Origin of the sequence: Alkalidesulfovibrio alkalitolerans DSM 16529, assembly GCF_000422245.1 — a bacterium.
In the GTDB taxonomy this organism is placed as follows: domain Bacteria; phylum Desulfobacterota; class Desulfovibrionia; order Desulfovibrionales; family Desulfovibrionaceae; genus Alkalidesulfovibrio; species Alkalidesulfovibrio alkalitolerans.
The window spans coordinates 1-21,403 of record NZ_ATHI01000029.1 but is presented as its reverse complement, the minus strand read 5'-3'; the positions used below and the strand labels follow the sequence as shown (position 1 = coordinate 21,403).

The 21,403-nt window shown below is 61.8% G+C and carries 23 protein-coding genes; 5 read left to right on the top strand and 18 right to left on the bottom strand.

The features are described from left to right. Nucleotides 1–152: 152 nt before the first annotated feature. The 7 genes from DSAT_RS15195 to DSAT_RS11455 all read right to left on the bottom strand — a co-directional run bounded on the left by DSAT_RS15195 (nt 153) and on the right by DSAT_RS11455 (nt 7,776). Nucleotides 153–1,265, bottom strand: coding sequence for a UvrD-helicase domain-containing protein (locus tag DSAT_RS15195; protein WP_020887687.1), 1,113 nt, complete (start codon nt 1,263–1,265; stop codon nt 153–155). Continuing rightward, a complete protein-coding gene (locus DSAT_RS11480) occupies nt 1,258–2,919 on the bottom strand; it encodes an ATP-dependent nuclease (protein WP_020887686.1) in 1,662 nt (553 codons plus the stop codon). The genes DSAT_RS15195 and DSAT_RS11480 overlap by 8 nt, the downstream gene beginning before the upstream one ends. Nucleotides 2,920–3,093: 174 nt before the next feature. Beyond that, nucleotides 3,094–3,651, bottom strand: coding sequence for a Fe-S-containing hydro-lyase (locus DSAT_RS11475; RefSeq protein ID WP_020887685.1), 558 nt, complete (start codon nt 3,649–3,651; stop codon nt 3,094–3,096). Next, a complete protein-coding gene (locus tag DSAT_RS11470) occupies nt 3,651–4,490 on the bottom strand; it encodes a fumarate hydratase (protein WP_020887684.1) in 840 nt (279 codons plus the stop codon). The genes DSAT_RS11475 and DSAT_RS11470 overlap by 1 nt, the downstream gene beginning before the upstream one ends. Before the next feature lie 15 nt (nt 4,491–4,505). Further along, nucleotides 4,506–5,246, bottom strand: a complete 741-nt coding sequence (locus DSAT_RS11465) for a fumarate reductase iron-sulfur subunit (RefSeq protein ID WP_020887683.1) — start codon at nt 5,244–5,246, stop codon at nt 4,506–4,508. 12 nt (nt 5,247–5,258) lie between these two features. After that, nucleotides 5,259–7,112, bottom strand: a complete 1,854-nt coding sequence (locus tag DSAT_RS11460; RefSeq protein WP_020887682.1) for a fumarate reductase flavoprotein subunit — start codon at nt 7,110–7,112, stop codon at nt 5,259–5,261. Between the two features lie 13 nt (nt 7,113–7,125). After that, nucleotides 7,126–7,776 carry a succinate dehydrogenase/fumarate reductase transmembrane subunit gene (locus DSAT_RS11455; RefSeq protein WP_020887681.1) on the bottom strand — a complete coding sequence of 217 codons (651 nt, stop codon included), beginning with the start codon at nt 7,774–7,776 and terminating at the stop codon, nt 7,126–7,128. A 254-nt stretch (nt 7,777–8,030) separates the two neighbouring features. Here DSAT_RS11455 and lipB point away from each other — a divergent pair, with 254 nt between their 5' ends. From lipB to DSAT_RS11440, 3 genes are read left to right on the top strand one after another with little or no spacing between them, the layout of a single operon-like run. Continuing rightward, nucleotides 8,031–8,666: a lipoyl(octanoyl) transferase LipB gene (gene lipB, locus DSAT_RS11450; RefSeq protein WP_020887680.1), complete on the top strand. Its 636-nt coding sequence runs from the start codon at nt 8,031–8,033 to the stop codon at nt 8,664–8,666. Then, nucleotides 8,626–9,504, top strand: a complete 879-nt coding sequence (lipA, locus tag DSAT_RS11445; RefSeq protein ID WP_020887679.1) for a lipoyl synthase — start codon at nt 8,626–8,628, stop codon at nt 9,502–9,504. Before lipB ends, lipA begins: the two co-directional genes overlap by 41 nt. 28 nt (nt 9,505–9,532) lie before the next feature. Further along, nucleotides 9,533–9,856 carry a DUF968 domain-containing protein gene (locus DSAT_RS11440; protein WP_020887678.1) on the top strand — a complete coding sequence of 108 codons (324 nt, stop codon included), beginning with the start codon at nt 9,533–9,535 and terminating at the stop codon, nt 9,854–9,856. On the opposite strand, the gene DSAT_RS11435 is transcribed toward DSAT_RS11440, so the two are convergent. The 9 genes from DSAT_RS11435 to DSAT_RS11395 all read right to left on the bottom strand — a co-directional run bounded on the left by DSAT_RS11435 (nt 9,816) and on the right by DSAT_RS11395 (nt 18,556). Continuing rightward, nucleotides 9,816–11,054 carry an AI-2E family transporter gene (locus DSAT_RS11435; RefSeq protein WP_020887677.1) on the bottom strand — a complete coding sequence of 413 codons (1,239 nt, stop codon included), beginning with the start codon at nt 11,052–11,054 and terminating at the stop codon, nt 9,816–9,818. The two genes, DSAT_RS11440 and DSAT_RS11435, sit on opposite strands and share 41 nt — an antisense overlap. A 69-nt stretch (nt 11,055–11,123) precedes the next feature. Further along, nucleotides 11,124–12,848, bottom strand: a complete 1,725-nt coding sequence (recJ, locus tag DSAT_RS11430; protein ID WP_020887676.1) for a single-stranded-DNA-specific exonuclease RecJ — start codon at nt 12,846–12,848, stop codon at nt 11,124–11,126. Further along, nucleotides 12,845–13,714: an HDOD domain-containing protein gene (locus DSAT_RS11425; protein WP_020887675.1), complete on the bottom strand. Its 870-nt coding sequence runs from the start codon at nt 13,712–13,714 to the stop codon at nt 12,845–12,847. Before DSAT_RS11425 ends, recJ begins: the two co-directional genes overlap by 4 nt. 23 nt (nt 13,715–13,737) lie before the next feature. Next, nucleotides 13,738–14,631: a tetratricopeptide repeat protein gene (locus DSAT_RS11420; RefSeq protein WP_020887674.1), complete on the bottom strand. Its 894-nt coding sequence runs from the start codon at nt 14,629–14,631 to the stop codon at nt 13,738–13,740. Nucleotides 14,632–14,656: 25 nt separating this feature from the next. Further along, on the bottom strand, nt 14,657–15,358 hold the full coding sequence (pyrF, locus tag DSAT_RS11415; protein ID WP_020887673.1) for an orotidine-5'-phosphate decarboxylase: 702 nt from the start codon (nt 15,356–15,358) through the stop codon (nt 14,657–14,659). After that, entirely contained in the window at nt 15,359–15,985 is a 627-nt protein-coding gene (gmk, locus tag DSAT_RS11410) for a guanylate kinase (protein ID WP_020887672.1), read from the bottom strand. Then, nucleotides 15,982–16,242, bottom strand: coding sequence for a DUF370 domain-containing protein (locus DSAT_RS11405; protein ID WP_020887671.1), 261 nt, complete (start codon nt 16,240–16,242; stop codon nt 15,982–15,984). The genes gmk and DSAT_RS11405 overlap by 4 nt, the downstream gene beginning before the upstream one ends. A 30-nt stretch (nt 16,243–16,272) precedes the next feature. Beyond that, nucleotides 16,273–17,154, bottom strand: a complete 882-nt coding sequence (locus DSAT_RS11400) for a YicC/YloC family endoribonuclease (protein ID WP_020887670.1) — start codon at nt 17,152–17,154, stop codon at nt 16,273–16,275. A 49-nt stretch (nt 17,155–17,203) separates the two neighbouring features. Continuing rightward, entirely contained in the window at nt 17,204–18,556 is a 1,353-nt protein-coding gene (locus DSAT_RS11395) for a MiaB/RimO family radical SAM methylthiotransferase (RefSeq protein ID WP_020887669.1), read from the bottom strand. A gap of 54 nt (nt 18,557–18,610) precedes the next feature. Between DSAT_RS11395 and DSAT_RS11390 the strand changes: the two genes are divergently transcribed. Further along, nucleotides 18,611–19,159, top strand: coding sequence for a tetratricopeptide repeat protein (locus DSAT_RS11390; protein WP_020887668.1), 549 nt, complete (start codon nt 18,611–18,613; stop codon nt 19,157–19,159). Nucleotides 19,160–19,178: 19 nt separating this feature from the next. Then, a complete protein-coding gene (locus DSAT_RS11385; protein ID WP_020887667.1) occupies nt 19,179–19,697 on the top strand; it encodes a tetratricopeptide repeat protein in 519 nt (172 codons plus the stop codon). A gap of 127 nt (nt 19,698–19,824) precedes the next feature. Here DSAT_RS11385 and DSAT_RS11380 read toward each other — a convergent pair whose 3' ends face one another. Continuing rightward, on the bottom strand, nt 19,825–20,157 hold the full coding sequence (locus tag DSAT_RS11380) for a hypothetical protein (protein WP_020887666.1): 333 nt from the start codon (nt 20,155–20,157) through the stop codon (nt 19,825–19,827). A 70-nt stretch (nt 20,158–20,227) separates the two neighbouring features. Beyond that, nucleotides 20,228–21,334 (bottom strand): tRNA 2-thiouridine(34) synthase MnmA, encoded by a 1,107-nt coding sequence (gene mnmA, locus DSAT_RS11375; RefSeq protein WP_020887665.1) that lies wholly within the window; start codon nt 21,332–21,334, stop codon nt 20,228–20,230. Nucleotides 21,335–21,403 lie beyond the last annotated feature (69 nt).

The following is a 21,403-nucleotide window of genomic DNA, read 5'->3' as shown; positions in this document are numbered from 1 at the left end:
GGCTAGTACAAATGGTGGAAGCCGTGCGGAATTGCTGAGACGATAAATTGTCAATTTGCGAAATGTTTGATTTGAGACGCTGATGAACGCGACTGTATTCGGCCGGGATGTATGCTTGTTTCATTGTCGCCGTTTGGTATATCGGTGAGTTGCTATTCCTCAAGTGAAAAAACATTAATCCCGTCAATTGGCGGGGGATCATCCCAGGCGATCGCAACACTATGTCTAGCCCTGGTCAACGCAACATAATATTTGCAGCGTGTGCTTTCAGATAATTGGGCACCCTGAGCAATAAAATTTTTGATTGAATCAGTTGGGTAGATGACAACTCTGTCAAAGGTTAGCCCTTTTGATTCTCCAAAATTATATGATGGATAGGCGTCGCTGACTTTTGTTTTGCGATCATATCGCAATTGTGTTGCTGAAAATCTCAATAAATATTTATCGACTTCATTTAACGAAATGAAAAAAACGCCGTCATGGTCAGTTCTCACCTCGGATAAAGATTTAACTTGTGGAAGCAAGGGGAACAATGAGCCAGAGTAATCGCAAATTGACTGGTGGCAGCGATATGATCCTTTGAGTGTTTCGTGATCTACGGAGCATGTTTTATTGCAATTGTCTTTTATAAACTGCTCAAACCGTCCGTTTTGATATTTTTTATATTTGCTTGATAGATGAGTTTGGTATGTAACTTGTCTTGGGTCGCCGACCAATAATGTGGGTATTCTTTTCATTAGGTTGCTTACAATGTCTAAATCATATCCAGCTAAATCCTGCACTTCGTCAATAAAAATGTAATCATAAATTTTGGCTATGCGGTCAAAAATAGCCCCGCCTGCAGCTTGATCAGATCTCATAACAAACATCGCGATTTTGTCTGAATAAATCTGCCTTGAGTTCGAAAAATAAAAATTTTCAGCATCGGCCTCACCCCAATATACAGTAAAACCGTTTTTTGCGGTATACCGAAATCCAGATTTGTTGGACACAAGCTTAAGGCCTTGGATAGGCTTGTCTGTGATAAGATTCTGGTACGGCCGAACCCCGTGTTGAAAGAGAAACGACCACCATGTTTTTATAGTAATGTTTCCAGGGATAGTATGATTCTTTTTCAGAAATTTTTTTCGAATTTCTTTTTCGTTCTCTCTCGTATATGATGTGATAAGGATTTTCTTTCTCCTGTCAACTTTTAGTGCACTGCTGACAATATACCTAGTTTTTCCTGATCCGGCAGCTGCAATAATGCATCTTGACTTATTCATTGACAAACTCAATTGCCTCCTTGATATACCCTGGGGCGTCAAAATGTATTTCTGTCTCAAATATTTTTAGCGCGCAGTCAGTTTTGTTGGTCCTCATATAGTTTAGTATTTCATCCTCTGTTGCAAAGTTCGTTCTAAATATCGAGTTTAGGGTTTCGAGACTATTTGATCTTAACAGGCACGGTTCAAGAGTGTTGTAGTTGTATTTTTCTATCTCTCCTTTATATTCATGTTCTACAGGATCATAAAACAAAACTTGCTTGTTATTGTTTTCTTTAAGATAGGCAGCGTCGTTGTTCTTGATTGACGTAATCTTTCCGTCGTTGTCCCTTATTGCGGCAACTTTTTTGTCAATTTTCTTTGCGATCTCAAAAAACCGCTTGTAAGAGAGGCCTACGGAAATGACATCGATTCCGTTATGTATTGGCAATCTCCCATCGTTTTGTTGTGCGTATATTTTTTGCACAACAAGTTCATCACAATCACCCTCAACAAGTATGACTCCTTTTGCTAGTAACAAGCGTAGTGTGTCGTATCCAGGAAGTTTTGAAAAAAAGGCATAGGTATCCCTTTCGAGATCATTAAATGATGTCGTATACTGGTTGCTAAGGAGGATTAAATCTTCTAAGCCAAGCTTGTTGGCAACAAAACTACTATGTGTTGTTATAATGATTTGTTTACCAGAACATTTATTTTTTATATATTCCAGGAGTTTGTTAAGGTTGCTGTGAGAAAGATGGTTTTCCGGTTCTTCAATGAGAATAAGGTTGGCGATCCTTGATCGTTTATGTGTCAATGCTAAATTTGTTTTTACGATGCATTGCTCGCCTCTTCCAATTTGTTGAAATGGAATTTGGTCTAGATACGTTGTAATTATTTTTTCCCATGCGTTAGTGTTTGCTATTTCGACTGAAATTTCTACCGGCTTTGAAGAGATTTCTGCTTGGCCAGAAATATTTCTGTTTATTGCTTTCACCGCTTCTTCATTAGAAAAGGCCTCAACCATCCTTCGGTAGCATTGAGATAGGTCGATCTTTTGGTCATCCTCAAGAGAATCCCGAATAATTCTTGAAAGGTAGATGTCTGACCCATTGCTAAAGCGAGTCTCAGACGAATTTATAAATGAAGATTTAAGGGGTATTAATCGTGGGATGAGGCTATTTAGTGCAAATGATTTCCATTCCACCTTGTAATACTCGACAGGGAGAGATCTTATTTCTCTAGATTTGCAAAGTTTTTCATATGCATCTTGATAGTTTTCATCAAATTTTATTGAAAAGAACAGGCCACAGCAATCTTTCTTTTCGCAATTATTTGTCCCCCTAAATTCTTGATATTCAGAGAGATAGAGTTCGATAAGCAATGATGGGGGCTCAAGCGGTTTCTCTGTCGTTAGACTTTTGCAGTATTCGTTTACGGTTTGAATGTTGAATAGGTATTGGGAGAGCTCATTTATTACATAACGTCCGTTGATTTGCCCTGTGAGAGCTAAATTTATCGCTTCCAAGATTGTCGATTTACCAGCTTCATTGTCACCAACAATTACATTGAGGCCGTCATTCAACTTGAGCACGAACTTATTTTTATAAATTTTAAAGTTTTCAATAATAATTTTTGTTATTTTCAGCGGGGCAGGTTCAGCGCAAATCACCATATTAGCCTCGTTTGTAAAAATTAAATTTTCTGAAGCGCATACCATTTGGGCTATATATTGCCAAGGTCAAAGTAGGCTGCTGGCCTTCTGTTTGCGCTACCTGTTTTGTAGAAAAAAGGCCGCACCCTTTCGGGCGCGGCCTTCATTTTGCTTCAATCAACGGGCTGTGCGGATTTACTCCAGCCCGGCCGCCTTCAGGTCCGGTTTGGCGTAGAGTTCGCCGCCCACGGAGTCGTTGATCACCAGCAGCGGGAAGTCCTTCACGGTCAGTTCCCGGATGGCCTCGGGGCCGAGCTCGTCGAAGGCGATGACCGTGGCCGCCGTGATGCGCTGCGAGAGCAGCGCGCCCGCGCCGCCCGTGGCCCCGAAGTACACCGCCGTATTGTCTTGCAGCGCCTTCTTCACTTCCTCGCTGCGCTTGCCCTTGCCCACCGAGGCCTTGAGCCCCAGCGCGTGCAGGCGCGGGGCGTAGGTGTCCATACGGTAGCTGGTGGTGGGACCGGCCGAGCCGATGGGCCGCCCGGCCGGAGCCGGACTCGGCCCCACGTAATACACGACCGCGCCCTTAAGCTCGAAGGGCAGCTTCTCGCCCTTGTCCAGAAGCTCCATGAGCTTCTTGTGGGCCGCGTCGCGCGCGGTGTAGATGGTGCCGGTCAGCTTGACCACGTCACCCGCCCGAAGCTTGGCGACGTCCGCGTCCTGAAGCGGGGTGGTGAGTGCGTATTCGGCCATTACAGCTCCACCTCCTCGTGCCGCGCGGAGTGGCACTGGATGTTCACGGCCAGGGGCAGGCTGGCGATGTGGCAGGGATGCATGGCGATCTTGACGCCGAGCGAGGTCGTCTTGCCGCCCAGGCCCATGGGGCCGATGCCGAGCTTGTTGATCGCCTCCAGCAGTTCCTTTTCCATTTCGGCCAGCTTGGGATCGGGGTTCACGTCGTCGAGTTTGCGCGCCAGCGCCTTCTTGGCGATGATCGCGGCCAGCTCGAAGTCGCCGCCGATGCCCACGCCGACCACGGTGGGCGGGCAGGGGTTCGGCCCGGCCTCGGCCACGCGCTGCACCACGAACTTCTTGATGCCTTCCCAGCCCTGGGCGGGCGAGAGCATGGTCACGCGCGACATGTTTTCCGAACCGCCGCCCTTGGCCATGAACAGGATTTTCAGCCTGTCGCCGGGCACAAGGTCGAAGTGCACGATGGCCGGGGTGTTGTCGCCGGTGTTCTTGCGGGTCAGGGGATCGCACACGGACTTGCGCAGGAAGCCTTCCTGGTAGCCCTTGCGCACGCCCTCGTTGATGGCCTCGCGCAGCGTCATGCCCGCCACGCGCACGTCCTCGCCGACCTCGACGAAGAGCACGGCCAGGCCCGTGTCCTGGCACAGCGGCAGGCCGGTCTTGGCGGCCAGTTCATAGTTTTCGGTGAGTTGCGCGAATATCTCGCGCGCGGCGTCGGAATTCTCGGCCGCCGCGCAGTCCGCGAAGGTCTTCTTCACATCCTCGGGCAGATGGCGGTTGGCGTCGATGCACAGCTTGGCCACCGCGTCGATGACGGTTTGCGCCGGTATTTCTCGCATTGTGCGTTTCTCTCCCTACTTGCGGCCGAAGAGGTTCTTCAGGGCCGTGATGCCCATCTTGCGGCGCAGGAAACCGAGCTGGTTCTGCAGGGGCAGCCCCTTGGGGCAGACGTCCTCGCAGGCCAAAAGGCCCATGCAGCCGAAGATTCCCTCGTCGTTGCCGATGATCTCGAAGTAGTCCTTGTCCGTGCGCTCGTCGCGCGGATCGACCACGAAGCGGGCCACGCGGTTCAGCGCCGCCGCGCCCATGAAGTCGTCGCGCAGCCGCGCGGTGCCGCAGGCGGCCACGCAGCAGCCGCACTCCACGCAGCGCTCCAGTTCGTAGATCTGCTCGGCCACTTCGTTGTCCATGCGCTCTTCGAGCGCCGTGGGGTCGAAGACCTTGCTGGTGTGGACCCAGGACTCGGTCTTCTCGTACATCTCGCGGAACCAGCTTCCCGTGTCCACGGAGATGTCGCCGATGAGCTTGTAGACCGGCAGGGGCAGAAGCGTGATGTCCTGCGGCATGTCGGCGGTCTTGGTCTGGCAGGCCAGGCCGGGACGGCCGTTGATGACCATGGCGCACGAGCCGCAGATGCCCGCGCGGCAGCAGAAGTCGAACATCAGGGAGGGATCCTGTTCCTCGCGCAGGCGGTTGAGCGCGATGAAGAGGGTCATGTTGACCGTCTCTTCGAGCACGAACTCCTGCATGCGGGGCGTGGAGGCCTCGTCCATGGGATTGTAGCGGAATATGTTGAACTTGAGCAGTCGAGCCATGCGTCGCCTCCCTTAATCCGCGATGTCTTGGTCGAGACCGGGCAGCTTGTCGGCCGGGATGATCGTGCCGCCGCCGTAGCCGCGGTCGCCCGGCGGGATTTCCCAGACCGAGCTCGGGGCCTCGTAGGACAGGACGGGCATGTCCGCGCCCTCGGGCCAGACGGCCAGGGTGCGCTTGAGCCAGTCGCGGTCGTTGCGCTCGGGGTGATCCTCGCGCGCGTGCGAGCCGCGCGACTCGGTGCGCGCCAGCGCGGCCACGGCGATGCACATGGCCAGCTTGACCTGCCCCTCGATCTTCAGGGCGGCGGCCAGTTCGGGGCTTGCGCCCTTGCCGTTCGACTTCAGGCCCACCTTGCGCGCGCGATCGAGGATGTCTTGCAGCCGCAGGATGCAGGCCTCCAGATCCTTGCCGTTGCGGAACACGAAGCAGCCGTCCATGAGCGCGTCCTGCATGGCCTCGCGGACCTTGAAGACGTCCTCGGAGCCGTTTGCGCCCGAAGCGAACGCGGCGATGCGCTCCTGTTGCTTGCGCACGGCGTCGCGCACCAGGGCCGTGGAGATGGAGACGTCGGCCCCGGCCAGGTACTCAGCCACCTTCTTGCCGATGATGCCGCCCGCGACCACGGTTTCGGCCAGGGAGTTGCCCCCCAGGCGGTTGAAGCCGTGCATGTCCCAGCAGGCGGCCTCGCCCGCCGAGAACAGGCCCTTCAGGCCGTAGGCCGCGCCGCTCTTGTCGGTGCGCACGCCGGCCATGGTGTAGTGCTGGGTCGGCCGCACCGGGATCAGTTCGGTGCGCGGATCGATGCCCAGGAAGTGCTTGCAGATCTCGTCCACCTCGCGCAGCTTGGTGGAGATGTGCTTGTCGCCCAGGTGGCGGATGTCCAGGTAGAGGTGCTCGCCGTAGGGCGACTTGACGCCCTTGCCCTGGCGCATGTGGTGGGTCATCCAGCGCGAGACCACATCGCGCGAGGCGAGCTCGGCCTTGTCCGGCTCGTAGATGTGCATGAAGCGCTCCCGGTTGGCGTCGAGGAGCGTTCCGCCGTCGCCGCGGCAGCCTTCGGTGACCAGGATGTCCGTGGGCACGATGCCGGTGGGATGGAACTGGATGGCCTCGGGGTTGCCAAGCGGCACCACGCCCGTGTCCATGGTCATGACGTGGCCGCCGCCGTCGCAGATCACGGCGTTGGTGGTGGCCTTGTAGATGCGGCCGAAGCCGCCGGTGCAGATGGCCGTGGCCTTGGCCAGGTAGGTGTGCAGCTCGCCCGTGCGCAGGCAGCGCACGACCGCGCCGTAACACTGCTGGCCGTCGTGGATCAGGGCGATGGCCTCGGAGCGGTCGCGCACGTCGATGCCCAGTTCGGCGCAGCGGTTGTCCATGGTGCACATGACCGCGTGGCCCGTGCCGTCCGAGGTGTAGCAGGTGCGCCACTTGGCCGTGCCGCCGAAGGAGCGGGCCGTGATCAGCCCTTCCTTTTCGGGTTCCTCGTACTTCTCGAACTTCTCGCCGCCCTTGAAGTAGTGGGACTTGCCCGGCACCACGCGGTTCCAGGGCACGCCCCAGTGCGCCAGGCGGCGCATCTCGATGGGCGCGGTGTCGGCGAAGAGGCGGGCGACCTCCTGGTCGCAGCCCCAGTCCGAGCCCTTCACGGTGTCGGCGAAGTGCACGTCGGGACAGTCGCCCTTGCCCATGGCGCAGTTGCCGAGCGCCGCCTGCATGCCGCCCTGGGCGGCCGAGGAGTGCGAGCGGCGGGCGGGGACGATGGACAGGACAATGACGGAGAAGCCCGCCTCGGCGGCCTCGACGGCGATGCGCTCGCCCGAGAGTCCCGCTCCGACGACCAACAGATCGGAATAAAAGGTCTGCATTGTTTCCTCCCCCCTAGACCGACAGCGTCAGGAATCTGAGCAGGGTGACCAGGCCGATGGCCATGAAGACGATGAACAGGATGTTCTCGGCCTTCTTGGCCTGGGGACGCCTGTCCGTCTTGATGAAGCCCCATTTGACGCCGATGCGGTAGAACCCGATGGAGACGTGCAGTTCCACCAGGGGAAGGAGCACCAGATAGAAGAAGAACCAGAAGCCGCCCTGGATGCGCTCGGCGGACTTGGCGGCCGTGATGGGCAGGTCGGTGAGCACGACCCACATGTGGATCGCGCCCATGATCAGGATGATCATGGCCGAGACGACTTGGACCAGCCACAGCCAGGTGTCGCGGTGGCGAAGCATCTTGGCGTGCGCCCAGATGGTCTTCTGCTGTTCGGCGCGGAACGGCACCTTGCGCGCCGCGATGACGAAATGCACGAGAAAGGCCAGGAAAATGAGGGGCCCGCCGACCTGGGCCATGTAGGTGTCCTCGAAAAAGCCCGCGATGGCGTTCATGGCGCCTTGGCCGAAGATCACGGACGAAACGAGGATCATGTGCGACCACATGAACAGGATGAGCGCCGCTCCGGTCAGCATTTGCAGCCAATCCAGATAGGCGTCCCTGCGTGATGGCCTGACGACGTGCATGGTTGCTTCAACTGACATGCCTGCCTCCAGCAAGGGTTGATGAAAGGAAAACGACTGAGAAAAAGGGGCCCGCCTGCCCCGGCTTTGGCGCGGATGCGAGATTGTGTGGTTGACCAATCAAGGCATGTGGCGCTAAGCCGACGGATTGTGTAGATTTCGTCTCGCTTTGTCAAACGAACGAACGCGATTCATGGCCTGAAAAGGCCCCCGCGCACCGCTTTTCCTCGGCGTTGCGGCGGTGTATCGTGCGGCGTCGTATCTGGAGGGTTTTCGTGCGCATCGTCGATCTTGGCCGTGCGGCCTATGCAGAGGTCGAAGCCGTGCAACAGGCGCGGCTCATGGAGGTGGCCGAGGGCGGCGAGGACACGCTGTTCCTTGTGGAGCATCCGCCGGTCATCACCATCGGCCGTCACGGCGGGGGCGAGCATCTGCTGGCCGCGCCGGATTTCCTGGCCTCGCGCGGTATCGAGCTTGCCCATTCGGCGCGCGGCGGCAAGATTACCTGCCATTTTCCCGGCCAGCTCGTGGCCTATCCCGTGGTGCGCATCGCCGCGCGGCCCGGCGGGCTCAGGCGCTTCTTCGACGACCTTGAGGACGCGGTGGTGGAGACGGCCGGGATTTTCGGCGTTGCGGCCGAGCGGCGGGAGGGCTTTCCCGGCGTGTGGACCGCGCGCGGCAAGCTGTGCTCCATCGGCGTGGCGGTCAAGCGCTGGGTCACGTGGCACGGCCTTGCGCTGAACGTGGGCGAGGATCTTTCGCTGTTTGACCTGATCACCCTGTGCGGGATAGAAGGCGCGCGGCCCACCTCGCTGGCGATCGAGCGCGGCGAGGCCCCGCCCATGGAATCGGTCAAGGAGACGCTCAGCCATGCCCTCGCGACCCGCCTTGCGCATCCCACCCTGGCTTAGGGTCAAGCTGCCCGCCTCGGGACGGTGCAGCGGCACGGCCCGGCTTTTGGCCGACCTGCGGCTGAACACGGTCTGTCAGTCCGCGCGCTGCCCCAACACCTGGGAATGCTTCGGGGCCTCGGTAGCCACCTTCCTCATCATGGGCCGTACCTGCACGCGCGGCTGCGCCTTTTGCAACATCGAGGGCGGCCGCCCCGAGCCCCTGCAAGCGGACGAGCCCGGCCGCATCAGCGAGGCCGTGCGGCGTCTTGGGCTTTCGCACGTGGTCGTGACCTCGGTGACGCGCGACGACCTGCCCGACGGCGGGGCCGCGCATTTCGCGGCCGTGTTGCGCGCGATCAAGGCCGACCATCCGGGCACGACCACCGAGGTGCTGACCCCGGATTTCGGCGGGGATTGCGCGGCCTTGGCCGTGGTGCTGGCCGCCGGGCCGGACGTCTTCAACCACAATTTGGAGACGGTGCCGCGCCTGTACCCGGCCATCCGGCCGCAGGCCGACTACGCGCAAAGCCTGGACGTTTTGCGCGCGGCCAGGGATATCTCGCCCGGCCTGCGGGTCAAGTCCGGGATCATGGTCGGTCTGGGAGAGACAAACGAGGAGGTGCGCGACGTGATCCGCGACCTTCACGACGCGGGCTGCGACATCGTGACCGTCGGCCAGTACATGCGGCCGAGCATGGCCCATCCGGAAGTCGAGCGCTACGTGCGGCCCGAGGTCTTCGAGGAATACGCGGCCTTCGGCCGTTCGCTTGGCGTGCCGCACATGTTCTGCGCGCCGCTGGTGCGATCGAGCTACAACGCGGCCCTCTTCGCGCCCAAGGCCGAGGACTTGCCCTGAGCCCGGGCACGGCCTATCGTCTTGAGCCATGGAGCCGTGCGCCTTGTGCGGCCGCAGCGCCGCCACCACCCGCCATCACCTCGTGCCGCGCGCCGTGCACCGCCGCCTGAAGCGCCGAAACGGCGCGCAGGGTCGCGACCTGTGCGCCACGATTCCGCTTTGCCGCCCGTGCCACGCCACGCTGCACCAGACATTCGACGAACGAGATCTGGCCGAAAATTACGATACCTTGGAGAAGATTCTGGCGGACGAGCGCATTGCGCGCTGGCGTAAATGGCTCTCGGGCAAGCCGGACGGCTTTTCGCCCAAGCTCAGGAGTTGGAAGACGGCCCGTCGGGAGCGCGAGCGCTAGGAGCGCTTGGCTCTTTTGCTTCCGTCGGAGCCTCCTCCGCGTCGGTGGCGGGGGATACGAGCGGTGCTTCGACAACTCCCCCCCCGTTTTGCGGCCGTTCGCGAACCGAGAGCACGTGGGCGTACTGCTGGTCGTATATCTTGATCATCGTGGTGGCGAAGGCCAGGACCAGGGGGCCGTAGAGGATGCCTGCGGGACCGAAGGCGTTGACCCCGCCGATGACCGAAAGGAAGATGAACAGCACCGGCACCTGGGACGAGCCCTTCATGAAGTAAGGGCGCAGGAAGGTATCGATCTGCACCACGATAATGCCGCACCAAGCGGCCAGAAAGAGAGATGCCTGCCATTTGCCCAGGATCAGTAGCCACAGGCAGGCCGGAACCCAGATGAGGCCTGTGCCCACGAGTGGGATGAGCGAGGCGAAGCCCATCATCGTGCCCCAGAAAAGGCCGGGCAGGCCGACCATGGCCAAGCCGACGCCGCCCACGATGCCCTGGAGCGTGGCCACCAGCAGGCCGCCCACGAGCACGGCCTTGCAGACCTTGCGCAACCTGTCGGCAACGGCGTCCGCCTGCTCCAGGCGCATGGGCAGCAGGTATTTGAGGCGTTCGAGCCATTCCTTTCCATCCTTCAGGAAATAGAAAAGGAAGAAAAGCATCAAGGCGAAGTGGATGATGAAGAGCACCGCGTTGCCGAGTATCTGGGTGCTCATGGTCAGTATCTTTTGTCCCACGGTCTGCGTGAAGCCCAGCAGGCGCGAGGGGATGTCCATGTGCGACAGATCGAGTCCGGGCACATGCTCCTGTACCCAGGCGAGCCATCGGGCCACGCTTCCGTCTTTCAGAAGCAGTTCCAGATCGTTGGATCTGAGCCAGACGTTGATCTGGGCCAGGGCTTCCCTGCCTTGGGCTACGAGCCCGCCCAGGAAGAGCATGGCCGGGATGAGGATGCAGACCACGGCCAGAAGCAGGATGAGCAGGGCGGAAAGATTGCGGCGACCGCCCACGCGTTCCACTGTCCAGGCGAAGAGCGGAGAGAAGAGCGCGGCCAGGACTGCGGCAAAAATGATCGCGTCCAGGAACGGGGCGAAAATGCCGTAGAGCAGCCACAGCCCGAAAAGCAGTAGAAGAATGGGAAACCAGGAGAAGAAGGCGTCGGCGTCGGATTTCCGGCCGAATATGTCGCGCAGGCGTTTCATGAGTGTCGTTTGCCCCTGGGGGCCTTGTTTTGCGCCTTGTAGCCGGTTAGGAGGCCGGGGGCAAGACAGTCAGTCGAGCATGATGTCGCGCAGTTGCAGCTCGATGTTCGGCACGCCCTTCCAGGTGTTGATGCGCGGCTGGTAGGCTGCGCGCACGGTTTTGCCCGCCATGGAGCGGGGAATGACCGAGGCCATGCGCCAGGCGTTGGCTCGCAAGGCCACCTGTGTTTCGATGTCGCGCAGCAGGAGCTTGAGATGGGCGAGATCGCGGCCGAAGGGTGACATGCCTTCGAGCAGCACGCGTGCCGAGGCGAAGACCGGCTCAGGGTTGCCCTGGCCGTAAGGTTCGAGCATCTGGAGTTCGCGCAGCAGGGTGTGGGTGATGTCCGCGAAGGGCAGCACCATGTCCAGGGCCAGACGCGGTCCCGGCGGCGTGGGGCCAAGCTGGTCGAGCACGGCCGTGTCGAAGGCCCGGCGCAGGTCGTCGAGGCGGTCGGCCCTGACTTTCAGTCCCGCTGCCTGACGGTGTCCGCCGAAATGCTCGATCACCTCGGCGCAGGCGGCAAGGCCCGCGTACAAATCGAATTCCTCGGTTGACCGGCCCGAGCCCTTGTAATCTCCGTCGTCGCGGGTCAGTACCAGTGTGGGCTTGTAGAAGCGGTCCACGAGGCGTGAAGCTACGATGCCGACCACGCCGGGATGCCAGTCCTCGCCCGCGACCACCAGGCCTGGACGCTCGGAAAGGGCGGTGGCCTGGGCAAAGGCGTCATCGAAGATGGCGTCCTCTTCGCCGCGCCGTTTGACGTTCAACGCGTTCAGGGCGGCGGCGTAGGGCCGAGCCGTGTCGCGGTCGGGCGCGCGGAGCAGCGAGAGCGCGTCTTCGGCCAATCCCACCCGCCCGGCGGCATTGATGCGCGGCGCAAGGGTGAAGACGACCTGGTCGGCGGTCATGGGATCGGTCGGGGCGATGCCCGCCGCTTCCTTGAGGGCGAAGATGCCGGGCCGTGTGGCTTGCTTGAGGAGCAGCAGGCCGTTCTTGACCAGCACTCGGTTCTGCCCGGTCAGGTCCACGATGTCGGCCAGCGTGCCGAGCGCCACAAGGTCGAGAAGGCGTCGCATGTCCGTGGGTTCGCCCGGCAAGAGGCGGTTCAGGGTGGCCATGAGCAGGAAGGCCACGCCCACGCCTGCCAGATTCTCGCAAGGGCACGGGCCGAGCTTTGGGTCGCAGACGGCATGGGCGTCGGGAAGCGTTTCGGGCGGCAGATGATGGTCGCTCACGACCACCAGCATGCCCAGTTCGCGCGCCCTGGCGATTTCCTCAACCGCCGATATGCCGCAGTCCACTGTCAGGAGCAGCGACACGCCCTCGGCGGCCAGCCGCTCCAATTGCTCCTGGTTCAGGCCGTAGCCTTCCTGGCGCGGCGGGATGTAATGCCGGGCCGCGATGCCCCGGGATTCGAGAAAATCCAGCACCAAAGCCGTGGATGTCACGCCGTCCACGTCGTAGTCGCCCCAGACGCAGAGGGTGCGACCTTCGGCCAGCCCTTGCGCAAGGACGGCCGCCGCCTGATCCATGCCGGGATAATCGCCCGGCGAGGCAAGATGGCGGAGCCCCGGATTGAGAAAGACGTCCATCTCGTCGGCCGAGGAAAGGCCCCGTCCCCGAAGCAGGCGCACGACGAGCGGGGATACGCCGAGAGCCCCGGCGAGGGCGAGGTTGTCCGCCATATTCCGGGTTTCGACCGGCGCGTCGCCTCCGGGGATTCTGTAGTGCCAGCGTTTGCGGAGGATCATGCGGCGCGCAGGACCTCGGAGATGAAGTGTGCGAGCCCCTCGTCGCCCACCGCTTGAAGGGCCATGGCGCGCACCTTCTTGGTGTCGAGTTCGAGCGAAGCGCACAGCGCCTCAACGGCCTTGGGATTGACCGGGGCCGTCTGCATGGCTTCGTTGACCACGAGATCGGCCAGGCACAATAGCTTCGCTTCGGTGCGGAATTCCGGAGCGGCCAGGGGCGCGTGGTGCCAGTTTACCGGCTCGTGCAGTTCGGCGGGCAGGTTCCAGGAGCGGAGGACCAGGGCTCCGACCACACCGTGCTCCACGCCCCACCATTCGTCCTCGGCCTTGAAGTGCGGCAGATTCTTCTGTGCGCGAAGGTAGCCGATGGCCACCCAGTCTTTTGGGGCGTGCATGGCGATGAGCATTTTGCCCAGATCGTGCAGGAGGCCCGAGGTGAATATGTTGTCCGCATCGACGGCAGCGAGTCCCTTGGCCATGAGGCGCGCGGTCTGGGCCACGGCGAGTTGGTGCGTCCAATAGGCCACGAGGTCGAAGTCCTCGGGAAGTTGGTGGCCTTTGGTCAGACCGTGTACCCCGAGGGCAAGGACGATGGTCCTGATTTCCTTGATGCCGAGCACCGTGGCGGCCCGCTGCACCGAGGTGACTTGCGACTGCAGGCCGTAGAAGGCGGAGTTGGCCACGGCCAGAAGTCGCGCCGTGAGGCCCTGGTCCGGGGAGATGGTCTCGGCGATCTGCCCGAGCGACGCCAGGGAGCCGTCCTTGGTCTGGACGAAAAGGCGCTGCAGAAGCGACGGCGAATATGGCAGATCGTGGCGGGTGTCCGCGATTCTGCTCAGGAAGGCCGTTCCGCGTTCAATGTCCATGGGCTGCCTCGTTGTCCCGGGCTTCAGGCCTCGGGCGGGGTGTCCGCGTCGGCGCGATCGCTGTTCTCCGAGGCGGGGCGCTTAGGCTGCGCCTTGCCGGGATATGCGTCGCGCACGTGTTCCTTGCGCACCAGAAAATCCCAGAACTGTCGCGCTTCGTCGAGGCTTGGGTTGATCTCGATGGCCTTCCGCAAATGTTCCACGCACTGGGCGATGTCACCTTTTTCGTAGCAGGCCCGGGCAAGATTCATCCACAGGTTTTCGTCGTCCTGGGTAAGTTCCACGGCCCGCCTGTAGTAGGCCAGGGCTTGGTCGTACATCTGGTTCTTGCGCAGGCTGATGCCGAAGTCGTTGAAGAGGTGCTTGTGTTGGGTATCGAAGGTCGCGTCGAGCTTGACGAGTCGCTCGAAGATGTCGTTGGCCTTGTTCTTCTCGCCCCGGTCCATGTAGGTCAGCCCCAGGCCGAAGTTGGCCCGCACGTTCTCCTCGTCCACTTTGAGAGCGTGGCCGAACTCGAACTCGGCAGCGTAGAGTTCGCCGTGGGCGCGATGCTTTTCGCCGCGCACCACGGTCTTCTGCAGTTCCTGCATCTTCGGATAAACAGTCGAGACGTAGAATTCAGGTTCCGGCGCGAATTTTTCCAGAAATTCGTCCAACGGTACCTCGCGTTTGGGACCGGCCGGAACGGAGCTGCGGTTCAGCGGCTGGACTTCGATGATTTTCGGGCCGGTCTGCTTTGCAAACCAGTAGGTCTTCTGGATGGTGCGGCGTTGGGAGGCGCCGGTTCCCATGCGGGCCACGGACTGCGTGGAGAAGACGCCCGCGATGGCCTCGTCGCGTCCGGTTTGGGCTTTTTCGGCCTTGTCGGCCGATTTTGGCCTCGCACTTTTCTTGGGAGGGACGTAGCTGAAATCCATGATCGTCTCCTTCGCGACGATGGCCTCAAGGTGCATTTTGCGCCATGGCCTCGCGAATGCTCCGCGCGGCCGCGACGGGATCTTTGGTGGCCGTGATGGGTCTGCCCACGACCAGGAAATCCGCTCCCGCTGCCACCGCTTCCGACGGAGAGGCCGTGCGGCGCTGATCGTCGACTTTCGCGTCCGAAAGACGGATGCCCGGCGTCAGGCATTTGAAGGCGCGGTCGGTGGCCGCCTTGACGGCAGCGGCTTCAAGGGGCGAGCAGACCACCCCGTCCAGCCCGACCCTATAGGCTTTGACGGCCAGGTCAAGGACCATCTCCGCCGGTGATTTGGCAAGAATTCCGGCCATGTCCGAGGCATCCAGGCTGGTCAGGACGGTTACGGCCATGAGTAGCGGGCCGTTGTCCGTCCCGGCCTCGTCGCGGCCCTCGCGCGCGGCCGCGAGCATGCGTTCGCCGCCCGAGGCGTGCAGGGTCAGCATGTCGGCCCCGGCCCGCGCTGCGGAGCGCGTGGCGCCTCGCACCGTGGCCGGAATGTCGTGCAGCTTCAGATCGCAAAAGACCTTGAAGCCCAGGTCGCGGAAGCGGGAAAGGACGTCTGGCCCTTCTGCCACGAAGAGTTCGAGGCCGACCTTGACCCAAGGCGCGATGCCGACGAGCTTCCGGGCCAAGTCAAGGGCCGGTTCCGCTTCGGGATAGTCCAGGGCCACGACGAGTTCGGCCATCTATGCCTCCTTCCACTGCGCGAGCAGCCTGGACACGAGATCGGGGTCGGAGGCTGGTGAGAGCTTTTTGGCCAGATACACGGCGCGCAGACCGTCGTAAGCCGTTTCGATGTCGTCGTTGACGATCCAGTGGTCAAACATGTCCGCGGCCGTGAGCTCGCCTCCGGCGTTTCGCAGTCGTTTCTGGATCGTCGCCTCGTCGTCCGTGCCCCGGCCGCGCAGGCGCGCTTCCAGCGCGGCGCGAGAGGGCGGCAGAAGGAAGACGTAACAGGCTTCGGGCAGACTCGCCTTGAGCTGCCGCGCGCCTTGCACGTCTATGTCGAAGAGGACGTCGAAGCCCTGCTGCGCCAACTCGCGGGTGAATTCGAGTGGCGTGCCGTAGCAGTTGCCGTGCACCTCGGCCCACTCGGCGAAGAACCCCTGCTCGACCTTGCGCAGGAAGTCCTCCTTGGCCGCGAAGACGTAGTCGCGGCCGTGAACCTCGCCGGGACGCGGGGCGCGGGTGGTCCACGAGACGGAGAAGCGGATGTTCGCGAACTCCGCCGTCAGGCGGCGCACGAGGGTGCTCTTGCCCGTTCCCGAGGGCGCGCACAGGACGAACAGGGAGCCTTTGGGGCGCTGCGTCATGCCGTTTCCTCCCCGTCCAGGCCGAAGCGCTGGCTGATCGTTTCGGCCTGGATGGCCGAGAGCACCACATGTCCCGAATCGGTGATCACGATGGAGCGCGTTTTGCGTCCCTGCGTGGCGTCGATGAGCCTGCCGTCCGCCTTGGCGTCCTCGCGCAATCGCTTCATGGGCGAGGACGTGGGCGTGACGATGGCCACCACGCGCGAGGAAATGACGTAGTTGCCGAATCCGACGTTCAGCAGTCCTTGTTTCGACATCCAAACCCCGCAATGGTCAATATGCTTGTATTATTCAATATTTTGCACCTGCTCGCGGCATTTCTCAAGTTCGGCCTTGAACTCCACCACAAGGCGCGAGATTTCGGGGTCCTGAGCCTTGTTGCCGGTGGTGTTGATTTCGCGGAAGGCTTCCTGGAGCAGGAAATCGAGCCGCTTGCCGACCTCACCGTCCTTTTCCAGGACCTGTGAGAGTCGCGAGATGTGCGTATCGAGGCGCGTCATCTCTTCGGAGACGTCGAGCCGGTCGGCCATGACCGCCGCCTCCTGGCATAGCCGCTCCTCGGCAAGCTCGATGCCGCTTCCAGAAAGGAGCGTGGCCAGGCGCTCGCGAAGCACGGCGAGCTTTTCGGCGGGCAGGGCCGAGGCGCGCGCGGCGATCTTGTCCTTGATCTCCCCAAGGGTCGCGAAACGGGAGGCGAGGTCCTTGGACAGGGCGGTCCCCTCGCGCTCGCGGTCGCGGTTCCAGGCGTCAAGCGCGGCGTCCAGCGCCTTGGCGGCGTCGGCCGCAAGGGCGGGATCGGGCTCGGCCAGTTCGTCCTGCCACAGGTTTTGCACCGCGAGCAGCCGGTTCAGGTCGGGCGTGAAGGGCAGGGAGCGGGCGCGGGCGAATTCGGTCAGGCGGTCCAGCATGGCGGCGGCCTGGGCCTCGTTGAAGGCCACCCCAAGGGTCTCGGCCTTGGAGACGCGCACGTGGCAGGTGCACTCCAGGCGTCCGCGTGAGGCCTTGGCGCGCACGATGCGCTCCCATTCGCCTTCCAGGCCGCGCAGGGCGTAGGGGGTGCGCCACTTCATGTCCAGATAGCGGCTGTTGACGCTCTTGACTTCGAAGGTCACAGTCCAGGAGTCGGTCGAAACCTCGGCGCGGCCAAAGCCGGTCATGCTCAGCGTCATGCAGTCTCCTCGGCAGGGGTTGCGGATGCGTGAAAGGCCTTCATGTACGTCAAAGGCCGCCGGGCGTAAATGCCGCAGACTTCGGGGAATCGCACCCGGCAGCGTCGCTCTGCGCCACGTCGAGGCGCGTCTGCCGCGCGGATATGGGCCGGGCGTTCACCAGAGCCCGGCGCGCCGCCTCTTCGGGCGCGGCGTCGAAGCGGCACTCGACATAGTATTCGCACCGTCCACGCCAGGGTTCGTCGTCTTCCAGCACCACGGCAAGCGAATCGAGCCGGGTCAGACGGCGGGCGAAGGCATGAGCCTTTCGGCCAGCCAGGGTGCGCAATTCCTTGGCGCGCGCCTTTTTCACGGCCTCGTCCACCTGGTTCGGCATGGCGGCAGCCGAGGTCCGGGGCCTGGGCGAGTAGGGGAAGACGTGGGCGTAAGTCAGGGGCAGGGCTGCCATGGCTTCGCGCGTTGTCTCGGCCTCGGCTTCGGTTTCGCCGGGAAAGCCGCAGATGAAGTCCGCGCCCAGCCCGAAGACCGGCCAGATGCCCGAGAGTCGTTCGAGGAAGCGGAAGATCGTGGCGGGTCCGTAGTGCCCACGGCGCATGCGGGCGAGCACGCCGGGCGCGAGGCTTTGCAGCGAGAGGTGCAGATGCGGGCACAGCAGGCGGCTTTCAGCCAGGGTTTCCAGGCCCTGGTCCGTGAGCTGCGCGGGGTCGAGCGACGAGAGGCGAAGGCGCGCACGGCCCGCCCATTCGGGGGCAAGCTCGCGCTCGATAAGGCGCACGAGCCCCCAGAAATCGATGTTTTCGCCGAGATCCGAGCCGTACAGGCGCAGGTTGACGCCCGAGAGCGTGATCTCGCGAAATCCAGCGTCGAGCAGGCGCCTTGCCTCGGCTACGACATCTCGTGCCGGACGCGAGACGGCCGTGCCGCGCGTGGAGGGCACGATACAGTAGGAGCAGCCGTGCGAGCAGCCGTCCTGGACCTTGAGCACGGCCCTGGCGCGGGGATAGTCGGAGATGGACAGAGGCGGGAACGGGGAGGAAGCTTCAAAAATCCCGGCCAGGGCCGCCTTGGCGCGCTGCGAAAGCACCGCGCACACGCCGGGCAGGGCTTCCAGGAGTTCGCGGTCATCGCTGGCCACGCAGCCAACGACAACGATGCGCGCCTCCGGATTGGCGCGATGCGTTCCGCGCACGGCGGCGCGCACGTCGGCCGAGGCCTTGGAGGTCACGGCGCAGGCGTTGATCACGACGACGTCGGCCTGCCTTGCGTCCGTTCGTTCCGTCAATCCCCTGGTTGTCCATGCTTCGCGCAGGGCCTGGGTCTCGTATTGGTTGATCTTGCAGCCCAAGGTGAGAAGACAGAAGCTTTCGGCTGTGCCGAGATCGAAAATGGGTTCACTCTTCATGGGAATATGGTACGAAATATTGTGAGGATCGTGCATCGCCCCGCGAGAATAGCCATGAACGAGCGGATTGCAATCAGGATTTTGGTGGTCTGGCTTACCCTGACCATGCTCACGCCCCTTCTGGGTTGCCGGGTAGGCGTCTTCGCTGGAGGCGGCTCGGGCGGTGTCGGAGGAGGTGTCGGTGTGGAGCAAGACGTTTTGCCCTCTCCCGGCCGCAGTGAAGCCGAGGCAGGGCGGCTGCTCATCGAGAAGGGAGAGTACGAGGTCGCTGCCGCGAGCCTCGAGCGCACCCACGCCGAAAACCCCAAGGACTGGCGCGCGCAGTACTATCTCGGTCTGGCCTACATCGGTCTGGACCGCCGGGATGAAGGATTCGAACTGGTCAAGACCATCGTCATCCCCTTCGCCTATTACATGAAACGTGAGATCGTCTGCACGGCGGAGTACGTGGAGGAAAAGGACATGCCCGGTCCCGAGGCGATTAAGGCCATGCTCGATTACCTGGCTGTCTCGGAGCAGCGGCAACGGGTGCGCGATCGCCCCCTGCGGGGAAATCCTGACCTTGAATACAAGTGTCCTCCTTTCCTCTATCCGGCTTTTTGAAGACCATGGGAGGTGAATCATGAGAAAGAACGCCAGAACCATCGTCCTGACGGCGCTTGTCGTAGCAGTGTCCGCCCTGGTGGGGTGCGGTTCATACATGCAGGGCAACATGGCCTTGCGTTCCGGGGACCCGGAGGAGGCCATCCGGCAGTACCGGCAGGTTCTTGCCGAGAATCCCGGAAACGTCTTGGCCAGGAACCGGCTTGGTCTGGCCCTGATCTGGGCGGGTAGGCCCGCCGAGGCGCAGGGCGAGCTTGGCGAGATGCTTGCGCGCGACCCCGACGACTGGACGGCGAACTACTACCTTGCCGGAGCCAGGGCCTGCCAGGGGGACGTATCTGGAGCCTATGCCTCGCTCGACGCCATGAGCGGCAGGTTCGTCTATCTGATGATCCGCGAAATGCAGGACAACGCCGCGAGGCTGTTCGCCGGGCGGCCTTCATGCCCGGAAACGGCGAAGGGGCTTTGGGATATCCAGCAGACGGCTCAGGAGAACCAGCGTCAGCGTGAATTCAGGGAGCAGCGCAGCAGCCGGTGATGTCCGGCGACAAGTCGGTGATGCCCGTGGACAGTCTCGCGAGCCATCCGAGTGAAGTTGCGCCCGGTGCGGTGAACCCAGGATGGATTCCGATCTTTCTGGAGAATCCGGGCAGCAGGTGCGATCTTTAGAGCCGCACGAAAGTGGCCTGAGCCTGCCACACATCGAGGTCGCAGGGGAGTGGGGTTGCGAAACGCACTCCCCATTCGCGCCGCCGCGTCCACACCAGGACGAGTTCTTGATCGCGCAACAGGCTCTGCAGTGGCGTGGGGCATTCGGCTATGCGCATTGTCTCGCCAGGACGGCGGTGGTTCTTTTCGTTCAGGATGTTCAGGCGCATGCCGAAGGGACTCATGTCGCGTATGCGGCAGGTCACCGGTTCGGGGGCGGCGCCTTCGATCACGAGTTCATCCAGGCCCGTGACGTCGAGCCGTCGTGTCGTCCGTCGTTCCGTGGCCATATGGTTCCTCCGGCACATGTGTTCGCCATGCGGCGGGCTGATGGATTCCGAGCTTGTTCACACTGTAGGCTCATGGAGCAAATGCGTCAATAATGCCTCCGACCAATACGCGGCCTTCCTGATCATAGAGGGCGGCGATCTGGCCTGGCGCGGGCAGCGGGTGCGGCGTGGCGAAGGTGACGACGAGGCGTTCGCTCTCGATGCGTGCTGTAGCAGGCGCGGGCTCCTGACGCGAGCGGGTTTTGGCGACGAGGATTTCTGGCCACTCGGCGGGGGGGACGAGCACGTTCAGGTTCGCGGCCAGGACCGTGCGGCATTGCGCCCTGGCCGCCGGGCCGACCACAAGCGCGTTCCTCGCGACGTCCTTGGCGAGCACGTAGAGCGGCTCGGTGTGGGCCACGCCAAGTCCCCTGCGCTGGCCCTGGGTGTGCCGCCACAGGCCCTGATGGCGGCCCACGACGGTTCCGTCTTCGAGGACGATGGGCCCGGAGCCGGGCAGTCCGGCCGCTTGGCCGCGCAGGAAGGATTTGTAGTCGTCGCCGGGCACGAAGCAGACGTCCTGGCTCTCGCCGGGCAGGGGTGGAGGCAGGCCGCGCGCGGATAGCTCGCCGAGCACGCCTTCCTTCAGCCGTCCGGCCAGGGGAAAGACCGCCCGCGCCAGGTTTTCGGACGGCACCAGGGACAGGAAGTAGCTCTGGTCCTTGCCTGTGTCGCGGCCGCGCCTAAGCGCCGCGCGGGCGTTGGCGTCGTGCGTCAGGCGCGCGTAGTGGCCGGTGGCGATTTTCTCCGCGCCCAGGGCGGCCGCCTTGTCCAACAGAAGCCCGAACTTCAGGCGCGCGTTGCACAGGCAGCAGGGATTGGGGGTCTTTCCGTCCAGGTAGGCCTGCACGAAGGGCGCGACCACGAGGCGTTCGAAGTCGTCCCTAAGGTCGAGGACCGCGAAGTCCGCGCCCAGGGCGGCGCAACGCTCGGCCAGGTCGCGGGCCAGGGCGTCGTGGGGCATGCGGCCCGGCGCGTCGTCCAGAAAGCGGCCGTGCACGCCCAGCACGTCGTGGCCCGCATCCTTGAGCAGGGCCAGGGCAAGGAGGCTGTCGCGGCCTCCGGATAACGCGACGGCGATGCGCTTTTGGGACGGTTTCAGGAGTGAACTTCCCAGTGATGGCGACGTAGTGCGCATATCTACATGTCGCAGGCCAAGAAGTTTTGAAGGGGGTGGGGAGTGGGTTCGGGCGAGGGGAGGGGGAAA

Coding starts and splice junctions, on each gene's coding strand:
- DSAT_RS11390 (WP_020887668.1), top strand. CDS start 18,611: ATGAACGAGCGGATTGCAATCAGGATTTTGGTGGTCTGGCTTACCCTG.
- DSAT_RS11435 (WP_020887677.1), bottom strand. CDS start 11,054: ATGAAACGCCTGCGCGACATATTCGGCCGGAAATCCGACGCCGACGCC.
- DSAT_RS11380 (WP_020887666.1), bottom strand. CDS start 20,157: ATGGCCACGGAACGACGGACGACACGACGGCTCGACGTCACGGGCCTG.
- gmk (WP_020887672.1), bottom strand. CDS start 15,985: ATGACGCAGCGCCCCAAAGGCTCCCTGTTCGTCCTGTGCGCGCCCTCG.
- pyrF (WP_020887673.1), bottom strand. CDS start 15,358: ATGGCCGAACTCGTCGTGGCCCTGGACTATCCCGAAGCGGAACCGGCC.
- DSAT_RS11395 (WP_020887669.1), bottom strand. CDS start 18,556: ATGAAGAGTGAACCCATTTTCGATCTCGGCACAGCCGAAAGCTTCTGT.
- DSAT_RS11400 (WP_020887670.1), bottom strand. CDS start 17,154: ATGACGCTGAGCATGACCGGCTTTGGCCGCGCCGAGGTTTCGACCGAC.
- mnmA (WP_020887665.1), bottom strand. CDS start 21,334: ATGCGCACTACGTCGCCATCACTGGGAAGTTCACTCCTGAAACCGTCC.
- DSAT_RS11465 (WP_020887683.1), bottom strand. CDS start 5,246: ATGGCTCGACTGCTCAAGTTCAACATATTCCGCTACAATCCCATGGAC.
- lipA (WP_020887679.1), top strand. CDS start 8,626: ATGCCCTCGCGACCCGCCTTGCGCATCCCACCCTGGCTTAGGGTCAAG.
- DSAT_RS15195 (WP_020887687.1), bottom strand. CDS start 1,265: ATGAATAAGTCAAGATGCATTATTGCAGCTGCCGGATCAGGAAAAACT.
- DSAT_RS11480 (WP_020887686.1), bottom strand. CDS start 2,919: ATGGTGATTTGCGCTGAACCTGCCCCGCTGAAAATAACAAAAATTATT.
- DSAT_RS11385 (WP_020887667.1), top strand. CDS start 19,179: ATGAGAAAGAACGCCAGAACCATCGTCCTGACGGCGCTTGTCGTAGCA.
- recJ (WP_020887676.1), bottom strand. CDS start 12,848: ATGATCCTCCGCAAACGCTGGCACTACAGAATCCCCGGAGGCGACGCG.
- DSAT_RS11475 (WP_020887685.1), bottom strand. CDS start 3,651: ATGGCCGAATACGCACTCACCACCCCGCTTCAGGACGCGGACGTCGCC.
- DSAT_RS11425 (WP_020887675.1), bottom strand. CDS start 13,714: ATGGACATTGAACGCGGAACGGCCTTCCTGAGCAGAATCGCGGACACC.
- DSAT_RS11470 (WP_020887684.1), bottom strand. CDS start 4,490: ATGCGAGAAATACCGGCGCAAACCGTCATCGACGCGGTGGCCAAGCTG.
- DSAT_RS11405 (WP_020887671.1), bottom strand. CDS start 16,242: ATGTCGAAACAAGGACTGCTGAACGTCGGATTCGGCAACTACGTCATT.
- DSAT_RS11460 (WP_020887682.1), bottom strand. CDS start 7,112: ATGCAGACCTTTTATTCCGATCTGTTGGTCGTCGGAGCGGGACTCTCG.
- DSAT_RS11455 (WP_020887681.1), bottom strand. CDS start 7,776: ATGTCAGTTGAAGCAACCATGCACGTCGTCAGGCCATCACGCAGGGAC.
- DSAT_RS11440 (WP_020887678.1), top strand. CDS start 9,533: ATGGAGCCGTGCGCCTTGTGCGGCCGCAGCGCCGCCACCACCCGCCAT.
- DSAT_RS11420 (WP_020887674.1), bottom strand. CDS start 14,631: ATGGATTTCAGCTACGTCCCTCCCAAGAAAAGTGCGAGGCCAAAATCG.